This is a genomic window from Nocardia sp. NPDC052254 (genome assembly GCF_040679495.1).
GTDB lineage: Bacteria > Actinomycetota > Actinomycetes > Mycobacteriales > Mycobacteriaceae > Nocardia.
Genome location: NZ_JBFAUW010000015.1, coordinates 28331 through 40799 on the forward strand (window position 1 = coordinate 28331; position 12469 = coordinate 40799).

At 66.9% G+C, this 12469-nt stretch carries 11 protein-coding genes; 6 read left to right on the forward strand and 5 right to left on the reverse strand.

The features are described from left to right. Positions 1-33: 33 nt before the first annotated feature. The gene (locus AB0L57_RS27795; RefSeq protein ID WP_364968133.1) at positions 34-1251 is read right to left on the reverse strand and encodes a PQQ-binding-like beta-propeller repeat protein; all 1218 of its coding nucleotides are present in this window, start codon (positions 1249-1251) and stop codon (positions 34-36) included. Positions 1252-1277: 26 nt separating this feature from the next. After that, positions 1278-2855, reverse strand: a complete 1578-nt coding sequence (locus tag AB0L57_RS27800) for a DEAD/DEAH box helicase (RefSeq protein WP_364968135.1) — start codon at positions 2853-2855, stop codon at positions 1278-1280. Between the two features lie 527 nt (positions 2856-3382). Here AB0L57_RS27800 and AB0L57_RS27805 point away from each other — a divergent pair. The 3 genes from AB0L57_RS27805 (at position 3383) to AB0L57_RS27815 (ending at position 5542) form a co-directional block, all read left to right on the forward strand. After that, entirely contained in the window at positions 3383-4432 is a 1050-nt protein-coding gene (locus tag AB0L57_RS27805; protein ID WP_364968138.1) for an alpha/beta hydrolase, read from the forward strand. 62 nt (positions 4433-4494) lie between these two features. Further along, positions 4495-5193 carry a ferritin-like fold-containing protein gene (locus AB0L57_RS27810; protein WP_364968141.1) on the forward strand — a complete coding sequence of 233 codons (699 nt, stop codon included), beginning with the start codon at positions 4495-4497 and terminating at the stop codon, positions 5191-5193. A 121-nt stretch (positions 5194-5314) separates the two neighbouring features. Further along, positions 5315-5542, forward strand: a complete 228-nt coding sequence (locus AB0L57_RS27815; protein WP_364968144.1) for a DUF3107 domain-containing protein — start codon at positions 5315-5317, stop codon at positions 5540-5542. A 70-nt stretch (positions 5543-5612) separates the two neighbouring features. Here the strand turns inward: AB0L57_RS27815 and AB0L57_RS27820 are convergent, their stop codons facing one another. Further along, the gene (locus tag AB0L57_RS27820; RefSeq protein ID WP_364968146.1) at positions 5613-6275 is read right to left on the reverse strand and encodes a TetR/AcrR family transcriptional regulator; all 663 of its coding nucleotides are present in this window, start codon (positions 6273-6275) and stop codon (positions 5613-5615) included. A 492-nt stretch (positions 6276-6767) separates the two neighbouring features. Between AB0L57_RS27820 and AB0L57_RS27825 the strand changes: the two genes are divergently transcribed. From AB0L57_RS27825 to AB0L57_RS27835, 3 genes are all read left to right on the forward strand, one after another. Beyond that, positions 6768-7700 (forward strand): DUF3152 domain-containing protein, encoded by a 933-nt coding sequence (locus tag AB0L57_RS27825; RefSeq protein ID WP_364968304.1) that lies wholly within the window; start codon positions 6768-6770, stop codon positions 7698-7700. A 77-nt stretch (positions 7701-7777) separates the two neighbouring features. Further along, positions 7778-8962 (forward strand): adenylyltransferase/sulfurtransferase MoeZ, encoded by a 1185-nt coding sequence (moeZ, locus tag AB0L57_RS27830; RefSeq protein WP_364968149.1) that lies wholly within the window; start codon positions 7778-7780, stop codon positions 8960-8962. A gap of 157 nt (positions 8963-9119) precedes the next feature. After that, entirely contained in the window at positions 9120-9971 is an 852-nt protein-coding gene (locus tag AB0L57_RS27835) for a TIGR02569 family protein (RefSeq protein ID WP_364968152.1), read from the forward strand. A 46-nt stretch (positions 9972-10017) separates the two neighbouring features. Here the strand turns inward: AB0L57_RS27835 and AB0L57_RS27840 are convergent, their stop codons facing one another. After that, a complete protein-coding gene (locus AB0L57_RS27840) occupies positions 10018-11484 on the reverse strand; it encodes an MFS transporter (protein ID WP_364968154.1) in 1467 nt (488 codons plus the stop codon). Positions 11485-11699: 215 nt separating this feature from the next. Then, positions 11700-12434: a FadR/GntR family transcriptional regulator gene (locus AB0L57_RS27845; RefSeq protein ID WP_364968156.1), complete on the reverse strand. Its 735-nt coding sequence runs from the start codon at positions 12432-12434 to the stop codon at positions 11700-11702. Positions 12435-12469: the final 35 nt, after the last annotated feature.

The following is a 12469-nucleotide window of genomic DNA, read 5'->3' on the forward strand; positions in this document are numbered from 1 at the left end:
TGCCGCACCTCGGGAGGTGGCGGCGTGGGCGGATCAGCTGGTGCCGTAGAGCCTGCCGCCGCGCTGTTCGAGCACCACCGTGCCACTGACCGCCAGCGAGATCGGCTCGCCGTGGTAGTCGCTGCGGTGCAGCGGGATTCGCTTCCGCGCGGCTCCGGTCGACGGATCCAGTGCCTCGATCCCGTCGGTGACCGGGACCAGGATGGCGCCGGCCATCATGGCCGGTGAACCCGATGCGTCGGAGGCGGTCCACTGCGGTTCGAAGGTGGTGGCGTTCAACGCGATCACGCTGTTGCCGGTGAACACGAAATAGTCCGAGCCGAGCCGGGTGACGGTGCTGTTCTCGGCGAGGGGCGCGGTGAGCCGATGTGTCGCAATGGGATTGGCCGCGGTGTCGTAGACCGCGAATTCCGGTGGGGCGATGTCGTTCCCGGGCAGGTACAGCACGATCCGATTGTCCGAGGCCGCGATGACCCGGGCCTTCTCGTCGGCCGCGCCCGGTTCGGTCAGTACGTGCGAGCCGTACTCCTCCGGTGCGGAGGCATCCTTGGGAGCGGGATTGAGCACGGTGAGCCGGTCCGCGACGTCGTCCGGGCAGCGCTCGAGCACGGCCAGCCGGCTGCCGCCCGAGGTGGCCGACAGCAACCGGCAGCCCTGCCGAGGCTGGGTGCGTGGATTCACGGGCGCGTCGACGTGGCCGTATTCGAGCGTGCGGACCAGGTCCGACCGCCAGACCTCGAGCCGATCGGGCCCCTGCGCCACCATATAGGTGCCGTCGGTGGACAGCTGGAGCCGCGAATCCATATAGCTGCTGCGCGCGGTGCGCCGCTTCCCGTCCGCGGTGTCGAGCATGGTGGTCTGGCTGCAGCCGCGGCTGTCGCGATAGGTCGCGATGGCGGTGGCGAATTGGCTCTCCACCGCACACAGCGGAATATCGCGCCGGTATCTCCAGACCTGGTGCCCGTCGGCCGGATCGAGTCCGCTGACGGTGCCGCCGTCACCGGTGACGGCGACACCGCTCGAGGTCAGTGCCCGGGAGGCGGCCCCGTCGGGCGCGTGCCAGCGTTCGGTGAGCGTTTCCGGCAACCGGTCGGCGGCGGGCGCCGGGGAGGCCGGATGCGCCGCGGGATCGGATTCGGTCCCGCGGGCAGCGCTGTTCGCCCAGACGACAACGACCGCGATCACCACGACGACGACGATCGCGACTGCGGCATAGAGGTCGGCGCGCGTCCGCCGCTCGGGTGCGAGCACGTCAGCGAGACTAACCGATTCGGCGGTCAGACCGACGCGGCAGTCTGGTCCGCATCGGTGGTCGTGGCGTCGGAGCCGGAGTCGCCGGCGCCGCTGTCACCGGAGCCCGCGGTGGGCTTGCGCCGCCGCCGGCGACGACGCCGAGCGGGCTTGTCGCCCTCCGCCGAGTCGTCCGAAACCGGCTGCGCCGCAGTGGAATCCGAATCCGCGGTGTCTTCGGCCGAGGTGGCATCGGCACCCTCGATGACCGGCTGGCCCGCACGGGTGCGACGGCGGTTGCGCTTACGCGGTTGCCGGGCCTCGCGCTCGACCACCACGGCGTCGGCTTCGCGCACCGGGGTGCGGCGCAGCGTTCCGGTCGCACTCTCCGGGATGCCGAGATCGTTGCGCAGATGCTCCGACCGGGAGTATGTCTCCACCGGTTCCGGAATGCCCAGTCCCAGTGCGGAATTGATGCTTTCCCAGCGGTGCAGCTCGTCCCAGTCCACCAGGGTGACCGCGACGCCGGTGCGACCGGCGCGGCCGGTGCGGCCGATCCGGTGCACGTAGGTCTTCTCGTCCTCCGGGCACTGGTAGTTCACCACGTGGGTGACATCGTCGATGTCGATACCGCGCGCGGCCACATCGGTGGCGACCAGGACATCGATCTTGCCCTTGCGGAATTTGTCGAGTGCCTTCTCGCGGGCGATCTGGCCCAGATCGCCGTGTACCGCGCCGACCGCGAAACCGCGCTCGGCCAGATCGTCGGCGACCTTCTGGGCGGTGCGCTTGGTACGGGTGAAGATCATGGTGGCGCCGCGGCTCTCGGCCTGCAGCACGCGTGCGACCAATTCGCTCTTGTCCAGCGCGTGTGCGCGGTAGACGAATTGCGCCGTGCGGTCGTGCACCGCCGAGTCGTGCGGTTCCTCGGCCCGGATATGGGTCGGCTTCGTCAGGAACGTACGAGCCAGTGTGATGATCGGCCCCGGCATCGTGGCCGAGAACAACATGGTCTGGCGCTTGTCCGGAACCATCGACAGAATTCGCTCGATATCCGGCAAAAAGCCCAGATCGAGCATTTCGTCGGCCTCGTCCAGGACCAGTACGCCGACCTTGCCGAGGATCAGATGTTGCTGCTCGGCCAGGTCCAGCAGGCGTCCGGGCGTGCCGACGACCACGTCGACACCCTCGCGTAGCGCCGCGATCTGCGATTCGTACGGCCGTCCGCCGTAGATCGAGGTGACCCGAAGCGGGCCTCGTTCATCGACCACGTATTTGGCGGCATTCTCCAGATCCTTGGTGACCTGAATGCACAACTCGCGCGTCGGCACGATGACCAATGCACGCGGGGTGCCGTCCAATGCGGCGGTGCCGGAATCGGTCGTGGAAATTCGGTGCAGCAGTGGCACGCCGAATCCGAAGGTCTTACCCATACCGGTGCGGGCCTGGCCGATCAGATCGTCGCCGGCCAGCGCGAGGGGCAGGGTCAGCTCCTGGATCGCGAAAGTACGTTCGATTCCGATCTCGCCGAGTGCGCGCACGATTTCCGGGCGCACTCCCAATTCGGCGAATGTCGGCGGGGTGTGGGTGGTGTCGAGTTCCGCCGTCAGCAGCGTGTCCGACAACCCGGGTTCTTGTTCTACGGTGATCTTGCTCAGGGTTCGTGCCTTCCTCGTGTGAATCGCATCCAGCGCGCACGAGGTGGATCGGGACCGGGAATTCCGGGTCACCACTTTCCGGCGTTTCCACCTGCACTCTCGCCATCTGGGACGTGGCCCGGGCGCGGCGCTGAGGTGTCGCGGATCTGGTGCGCGCACATTTTCTGCGGGCTTCGGTTACCCCTGTCGCGCCGCCTGGAACGACCGGTTCGATATGCCGGTCACGATATGGCGGCGCGAAGCAAAATTTCCGTTGCCCACAGAGATTGTAGCGTGATACCTTTCTGCGCTGGTTTTCCGCTGCGGGTTCGGGGTTCGGGGTTGACCGTTCCGCCGTGTGGCGCACGGTAATTCATCGTGGTCCGGAAGAAATTCGCCACCGATTCGAGCGGGGGATTTCATCATCGCCGTGCGGCGAGTCGAGGGGGCGATCCGGACCGGCGTGGCCCGGACCACATATCTGAGACGCTGTGTCACACGATAAGTTGGTCGATGTGAGCTTGGCAGACACCGTGGGCGCCGCGGCCCGCAACGCCTGGGCGCTGACCTTCGGCGACGGCATCGAATCTCCCGACCCGGCCCCCTCGACGGTGCTGTGGGACGAACCGCACCGGCTGCTGCGCCGATACGACATCGATCCCGGCGGGCCGCCACCGGCCGATGACGCCGCGGTGCTGCTGGTACCGCCGCTGGCCGCCCCCGCGGTCTGCTTCGATCTGCGTCCGGATCAGAGCATGGCCCGGTTCCTGCTCGAGATCGGTCGCCGCCCGTATCTGGTCGATTACGGCGAGATCGGTTTCGCCGATCGCCGCATGGGCTTCGAGGACTGGTTCGACGACATCCTGCCGGAAGCCGTCCGGCGGGTATCGGCCGATCGTGACGGCGCACCGGTCGACCTCGTCGGCTGGTCGCTGGGCGGAGTGCTGGCGCTGCTGACCGCCGCCGCCGACGCGGCCCTGCCGATCCGCTCGATCACCGCGGTCGGCGCGCCGCTGAACTACAACCACGTCAGCGGGGTACCGCAGGTCCGGGCACTGGCTCGGATCGACGGCGGCCTGACCATGTCGACGCTCATCCGCGCGGCCGGCGGCGTGCCGGCACCGCTGACCCGCATCGCCTACCGCGCCGCGGCCTGGGACCGCGAACTGCGCCGGCCGCTGTTCCTGGCGAACAACCTCGCCGACTCGGCGACCCTGGCCCGGATGGAGACCATCGACCGGTTCCAGGCGCAGTTGCCCGGCTATCCCGGCCGCTTCTACAACCAGCTGTGGAGCCGATTCATGCTGGCCAACGACATCGGCAAGGGTGTTGTCCACATCGGGGCGCGGCCGATCGCGCTGTCGGAGGTCACCGCGCCGGTGCTGCTGGTGGGCGGGCCGCAGGACGTGATCGCGCCCGCCGCCGCGGTGGCGCACGGCCGCACCACCTTGACCGGTGCGCGCGAGGTCCGTTACGAGACCGCGCCCGGCAGCCATCTGGGCATCCTGATCGCTCGCGACAGCACGTGGGGCCATCTCGAGAAGTTCCTGCGGGACCAGGGGTGAATCGGGCCGCGTCGTGACGCTGGACCACCGCCTCCGGGCACGAAACCACTAGGCTGGACCGCATGGCTGCAAACACATCTGGCGCGCTGGGTGTTTCGACCGAATCCGACTCTGGAATTCCCGCCGATCATCTCGGTGTCACCGATCTGTTCGCGGTACTCGCCTACGGTGAGATCTCCGCGTTCTACCGCCTGGCGGAAGAGGCGAAACTTTCGCCCACGCTGCGCGGCAAGGTCGCGGTGGCGAAGATGGCGGCCGCCGAAATGGCGCACTTCGACACGCTCGAGCAGGCACTGCAGGGCCGTGGTGTCGACGTCTTCGACGCGATGGCGCCGTTCGTGCGTGCCCTCGACGCCTATCACGCCTCGACCGACCCCTCGACCTGGCTCGAATCCATGGTCAAGTTCTATGTCGGTGACGGAATCGCGGCGGATTTCTACCAGGTGCTCGCCGACTCGCTGGCACCGGAGGTGGCCACCGTGGTCCACGATGTGCTGGCCGAGACCGACCACTCGGAATTCGTCGTCGAGGAGGTGCGCCGGGCGGTCACCGTCAGCCGCTCCGAGCGTGATCGGCTCACGCTGTGGGGGCGCCGCCTGCTCGGTGAGGCCATCACCCAGGCGCAGTACGTGATGGCCCAGCGTGACGAACTCACCGAGCTGGTACTCATCGCGACCGGCGACCTCAACGGTGTCGCCGCCCTGTTCGAGCGGATGCAGAACTCGCACGCCGAGCGCATGCGGGTGCTGGGCCTGGCATGACCGGTCGCAGCGGCCTGACCGGCCCGGAGTGTTCGCTGAGAGCACAGGTGGGCGCATCGTCGCGGTCGGGTGTACTGCATTAGCCTTGGCACGACAGCATCTGGACTCTAGGAGGTTGGCCGTGGAGGTCAAGATCGGCATTTCGGATAGCCCGCGGGAACTGGTGATCGCCAGCTCGCAGACCCCTGAGGAGGTCGAGGCGCTGGTATCCGGCGCGCTGAGCGGCTCGGGCAGTGTGCTGGCCCTGGAGGACGAGAAGGGCCGCAAATACCTGATCCAGGCCAGCAAGGTCGCCTACGTCGAGATCGGCACCTCCACCAGCGGCCGCGTGGGCTTCGCCGCGGTGTGATCGCCGCCTCTCCGGAGCGTGTGCAAAGGCCCGGACCTGCTCAGCAGGTCCGGGCCTTTTCTCATGTATCTCAGCGCTGGGACAGTGGCACCCGCGACAGACCACCCCAGCAGAGCTGGACGGTGGTGTCCACGGCCTCTTCCTTGGGAATCGGCCGGTCCGCCTCGAGCCAGTACCGGGCGGTGATCTGGCTGGCGCCCACCAGGCCCACGGCGAGGATGCGGGCGCGGTACGGGTCCAGGCCGGAGTCGTGCGCCACCAGGTCGAAGACGGCGTCCACGCAGGCCTCGGTGGCCTGCTCGACCCGGCGCTGCACCTGCGGTTCGCTGGTCAGGTCGGATTCGAAGACCAGGCGGAAGCCCTGGGTGTCGTGATCGACGAAGTCGAAGTACGCGGCGACCGCGGCGCGAACGCGCTGACGGTTGTCGGTCGTCGAGCGCAGCGCCTGGCGGACGCTGGAGACCAGGGCATCGATGTAGTTCTGCAGCACCGCCAGGTACAGCTCCAACTTACTCGAGAAGTGCTGGTACAGAACGGGTTTGGAGACACCGGCGCATTGCGAGATCTCGTCCATGCCGGCGGCGTGATAGCCGCGTAGTACGAAAACCTCGCTGGCCGCGGCGAGCAGTTGAGCACGGCGGGCCTCGCGGGGTAGGCGGGTTCCGCGCTTGCTCGGTGCCATGGCCTCGGACGACGTACGTGATGACGTCATCCGGTCCACGAGGTCAGTCATTTCGGTTCTCCCAATCGATTCCCGGCGGGAATGTGGATGTGCATAGGTATCCAAGGAACGATACTCGTTCGTGACCCACCGCGCTGCGGGTCGGTGCACTCGACGATAAGCCGACCGACGTTCCTGCCGTTGTGGTATTCGAATAACTTCCCACATCTATTGGCAACTTGTCAGTAACTGACCGCCGTGAGAAATCTCGCACAGCGGTGAGATTTCTCGCAACCCACCCCGCTCGGGAGCGGTATTTAGGTGGGCTCGAGCAGGCTGTGAGACTCTGTTGCGGTGAGCGACGAAAGGGGTAGACCGACCGGTGGGCCCGATTCGCCACGTCCGGCCGGTGCCGTGGTCGCGCGTGTGGAGTCCGCCGGGGACCCGCCGCCGAACCCGCAGCAACCCGCCGACCTCCCCGATCGCTACGGTCCGCCGGCCCCGAATTCCGACACCGGTGAATACGCTCCCGGTGCCGACGGAGTCGATCGTTCCCATCAGCCGCTGCGTGCGAAATGGGATCCGACCGGGGCCGATGAATCCTCGAATCGTCCACGCCCGGAACGCGATACGAAAAAGCAGAGTGCGCTGGGACGATTCGTCTCCGTATACGGCTGGCGAGCTTACGCCCTGCCGGTGCTGGCGGTCATCACCGTTCTGGTGGTGGTGGACGCTGTCAAGGGGGCTGGCGGAAATTCTGGAAGCGGCACCCCAGCACTGGGAAAACTCAGTCAGAACACCAGTAATGCGGGAATCATCGGCGCACCGCCCAGGGGGGACGGGAAATTCGGTGATCTGCCCTCGGGTGCGCTGCCCGCGGGCGGGCCGTACACCGAGGCCGGGGCCGGTACCTGGCATGTCGTCCCCGGCACCACGCCGCAGGTGGGCGCCGCGCAGGAGCATCTGTTCACCTACACCGTCGAGGTCGAGAACGGGGTCGACACGACCTCACTGGGCGGCGACGGCGCAGTTGCCGAAATGGTTCAGACCACCCTGGCCAACCCCAAGAGCTGGACACACGATCCGCGATTCGGATTCCGCCGGATCGACAACGGCGAGCCCGATTTCCGGGTTTCGCTGACCTCGCGGAAGACCACCAAATCGTCGTGCGGATTCGAAATCCCGATCGACTCCTCCTGCTACAACTCCGATCTGGATCGCGTGGTCGTGTCGGAGGTGCGCTGGGTGCGCGGGGCCACCGCCTTCGAGGGCGATATCGGTTCCTATCGGCAGTACCAGATCAATCACGAGGTCGGCCACGCCATCGGCTATCACGAACATCAGCCCTGCGAGACCGACGGCGGGCTCGCGCCGGTGATGATGCAACAGACCTTCGGCACCCGGAACAACGACATCGCCATCCTGGATCCCCAGGGTGTGGTGCCGATGGACGGCAAGAAGTGCCGCTTCAATCCGTGGCCGTATCCTCGCGGTTAGCAACGGGAAGAACGGCCCGATTCGCCGTGTTGTACCCACCAGCCCTATCGGCGAATTCGATTCGAGGAGTCTGCGACGTGTCATCACCACTGTCCCTGCCACCGCTGGTCGAGCCGGCCGCGGAGCTGACCAGGGATGAGGTCGCCCGCTACAGCCGGCATCTGATCATTCCCGATCTCGGGATGGATGGGCAGAAGCGGTTGAAGAATGCCAAGGTGCTGGTGATCGGCGCCGGTGGTCTCGGCTCGCCCGCGCTGCTGTATCTGGCCGCGGCCGGCGTCGGAACCCTGGGCATCGTGGAGTTCGACGAGGTCGACGCGTCGAATCTGCAGCGCCAGATCATCCACGGCGAATCCGATATCGGCCGCAGCAAGGCCGACAGCGCCCGGGACTCGATTCTGGAGATCAATTCCGGAATCGACGTGGTACTGCACAAGATTCGGCTGGAGCCGGAGAACGCGGTCGAGCTGTTCGCACAATACGACCTGATCGTCGACGGTACCGACAACTTCGCCACCCGCTACCTGGTCAACGATGCCGCGGTGCTGGCCGGTAAGCCCTACGTCTGGGGTTCGATCTACCGGTTCGAGGGCCAGGTCTCGGTGTTCTGGGAGGATGCCCCCGACGGTCGCGGCATCAACTACCGGGATCTGTACCCCGAGGCGCCGCCGCCGGGGATGGTTCCCTCCTGCGCCGAGGGCGGCGTACTGGGCGTGCTGTGCGCGTCGATCGGTTCGGTCATGGTCACCGAGGCGATCAAGCTCATCACCGGTATCGGGGAGACCTTGCTGGGCCGGCTGATGGTCTACGACGCACTGGACATGAACTACCGCACCATCAAGCTGCGCCGCGATCCCGAACGGCAGCCCATCACCGAGCTCATCGACTACGAGGCGTTCTGCGGTGTGGTGTCCGAGGAGGGCCAGGCCGCCGCGATCGGTGCCACGGTCACCGCCCGGGAGCTCAAGGACATGCTCGACGCCGGTAAGGATGTCGCGATCATCGATGTCCGCGAGCCGGTGGAGTGGGACATCGTCCGCATCGAGGGCGCGACCCTGATTCCCAAGGACCGCATCCTGTCCGGTGAGGCGCTGGCCGATCTGCCGCAGAACACTCCGATCGTGCTGCACTGCAAGACCGGTATCCGGTCCGCGGAAGCGCTGGCGGCGCTGAAGCGCGCCGGCTTCTCCGACGCCACCCACCTGCAGGGCGGAATCATCGCCTGGGCCAACCAGATCGATCCCTCACTGCCGGTCTACTGAGGTCCGCGACAACGGTTGGACCCGGGGGTACCCGCGGGACGGCCTGGCATCGTCGGAAAAGCCGGGGGCGGCGGACAAGCCTCGATAACGCAACGGAGTTCCCGAACGTCCAGCGTGGTTGCCCGGGTGGACAAGTTCCGGGAGTTACGGTACGGCCGTGACATCAGTCGAACCTCCGGAGCATGTGCGCGCCACATTCGGGCTGCGCGAGGTGTCCCCGGTCGCCCTGGGCGACTGGGACGGTGGGTGGCGATGCGGGGATGTGGTGCTCAGCCCGGTGGCTGATCATGCCCGCGCGGCATGGTCGGCCAAGGTCCGCGAAACCTTGCAGGTGGACGGGGTGCGTCTGGCACGGCCGGTGCGCGCCACCGACGGCCGCTACGTGGTCTCCGGGTGGCGTGCCGACACCTTCATGGACGGCACCCCGGAACCGCGTCACGACGAGGTGGTCTCGGTGTCGCTGCGCCTGCACTACGCCACCGCGCAGCTGGAACGTCCGCGATTCCTGATCCAGGCGCCCATCGCACCGTGGGTCGATGTGGATGTGTTCGTCGCCGCCGACCGCGCCGCCTGGGAGACGGTGCCGTTGCGCACCCTGCGGGCGGGTGGCATGTTGTCGGCGACCTCACCGGACGGCCGCCACAGCATCGATATGCTCGCCCAGCTGGCGACGCTGCGCAAACCGGTGCAGACGCCGTCGCAGCTGGTGCACGGTGATCTGTTCGGCACGGTGCTGTTCGCGGGCGGGCAGGCTCCCGGATTGACCGACATCACCCCGTACTGGCGCCCGGCGTCGTGGGCGGCCGGGGTGATCGTGGTCGACGCACTGTCGTGGGGCGGCGCCGATCCGGGATTGCTGGAACGGTGGTCGGATCTGCCGCAGTGGCCGCAGATGTTGTTGCGCGCGGTCATGTTCCGGCTGGCGGTGCACGCCCTGCATCCGCGATCGACCGCGGAAGCCTTTCCGGGGCTGGCGCATACGGCCGACATGATCCGCCTGATGCTGTAGGGGCCCGCCGATCGAGTGATCAGCGGGCCTCCTGGCATTCCGGGTGTCACACACCCGCGTGCGCGAGTGAGGGCATCCGTGCGATGGCGAACGACGAGCGCAGGTAGAACCACCAGGTGATACCGCCCATCACCAGGAACGCCACCACGTACGCCCAGAACGCCGGTGCCATTGCGCCGAAGTGGAGATTGGATTCCCGCAGCGCCTGCTGCAGTACCCAGCCGCCGGCCGCGCCCACCGCGCCGACCACACCGATCGCCGCACCGGCCTGCCTTTTTGCCGCGGCCGTCGCCGTGGCGGGATCCTGGCCGCTTTCCGCGGCGCGGCGCTTGGCCTCGGCGCCGAAGATGGACGGGATCATCCGGTAGGTGGACCCGTTACCGACGCCGGTGAGCACGAACAGCAGGAGGAACGCAATCAGGTACAGCGGAAAGTTTTTCATCGACAGGGCAGCAACGATCAGGGCGGTGGCCGCGGCCATGCCACCGAACACGTAGGCGGTGATCCGGGCCCCGGTGAATCTGTCCGCGATCGCGCCGCCGACAGGACGGCTCAGCGACCCGACGAAGGCACCGAGGAATGCGAGATTGCCGATCGTCGACATCCAGCCGATCTTCGCCAGATCCGGGAACGTGGATTTCAGCAGGGTGGGAAAGGCGAAGGAGAAGCCGATGAACGAGCCGAAGGTGCCGACGTAGAGCACGGCCATGATCCAGGTGTGCGGGTTGGTCAATGCGAGCCGATAGGAGCTGCCGTCGGATTTCGCGCCCGTGATCGAATCCATGTAGCGCAGCGCGCCGAACATCGCTATCAGGATGAACGGGATCCACACCAGGACCGCGAGGGTGATCCCGAACCGGTAGCCGGCGGGGTCCTCGGCCAAAAGATGCGTGCCCAGGGTGATGATCAGCGGGACCAGCAGCTGGGTCTGTGCGACACCCATGTTGCCGCCCGCGGCATTGATTCCGAGCGCGGCGCCCTTCTTGCCCTCGGGATAGAAGAAGTTGATATTGGCCATCGACGAGGAGAAGTTGCCGCCACCGACACCGGCGAGTGCGGCCAGCAGCATGAACACCCAGAACGGCGTCCCGGGCTGATTGACGAAATAGACCAGGCCCAGCGTCGGCAGCAACAGCATGCCCGCACTGAACACCGTGAACGCGCGTCCGCCGAATTTCGGGATGGCGAAGGTGTACGGCACGCGCAGCGCGGCGCCGACCAGGGTGGGCGTGGAGGTCAGCAACAGCGAATTGCCCACGGCGTCCGGGCCGCTCAGATAGTGGAAACCGGCCGAGCCCATCGCGGTCACCACGCTGGCCCACAGCACCCAGATACTGAACCCGAGATTCTCGGAGAATACCGAGAATGCCAAATTCTTTCGGGCGGTTCGCTTTCCGCCGTTCTCCCAGAAGTTCTCGTCGTCGGGTTCCCAGTGGTCGAGCCAGCGTCCGCGGGCTCGGTATTCGAACCCGGGGGTCGATGTGCCGGTCACTGCGGCGTCGGTGGCTGTCATCGGCGCGTCCTCTCGAAGGGGGCGACCGCCCTCATCAATGGTGTGACCCGGTGTGACGCCGGGCCGTGCGGTCGGATCCAACGGTAGGAATGCGCGATTACGCCCGGTTCACCCACGATGACGTTCGCAGCAAATCTCGCTCACGACGTCTCGCACATGACGGTGACGAATCGTTTACCAGGCGTGGATTCCCCGCCGGGGACGAACGGAATCGCTCAGTTGTCCGCCGGCGTGCCGACGACCGGGTCCGGCGGCACGTCGCCGTGGGTGGAGGCGCCCAGCGGCGGACTGGCGTATTCGGCGATGAGTGATCCCAGGAAACAGTTGGCGGCGCGGGCGGCGCGTTCGCTGTCGCCGTCGATCACCGCGTGTACGAGTTCGGCGTGCTCGTCGTGATAGTCATCACCGTATCGCGTTGTCCGGGAACGGATCACGTCTTCGATCACCGGAAGCAGGGAATCGTAGAACTCGAGGTACACGGCATTGTGGCTGGCGGCGACGATGGCCCGGTGCAGGGCGACGTCGGCGTCGACGGCCGCGGCATTGTCGGTGTCCCAGGCCCGCTGCCGTCGTTCCAGCAACCCCAGCAGTGTGCTCACATCGCCCTCGTCGCGGCGCAGTGCGGCGAGCCGGGCCGCCTGCACATCGAGTGCCTGGCGCAGTTCGAGTACATCGCGTTCGCCGGCGTCGGCGAAGTACTTGGTCAGGGTGCCGCCGAGGTCCGAGGCGGCGATGACGTAGGTGCCCGACCCCTGCCTGCGTTCCAGCATTCCGGCGTGGACGAGTGCCTGGACCGCCTCGCGCACGGTGTTGCGCCCGGTGCCGGTGAGTTCGGTGAGCTCCGGCTCGGTCGGGATGCGCGATCCGATCGCCCAACGACCCGAACGGATTTCAGCGCGCAGTTGTTCGGTGACCTGAGCGATGAGGCTGGTGCGCCGGACTGGTTGCACGGCCAATAGAGTACCCCTCCTCACATTTCTTGCTT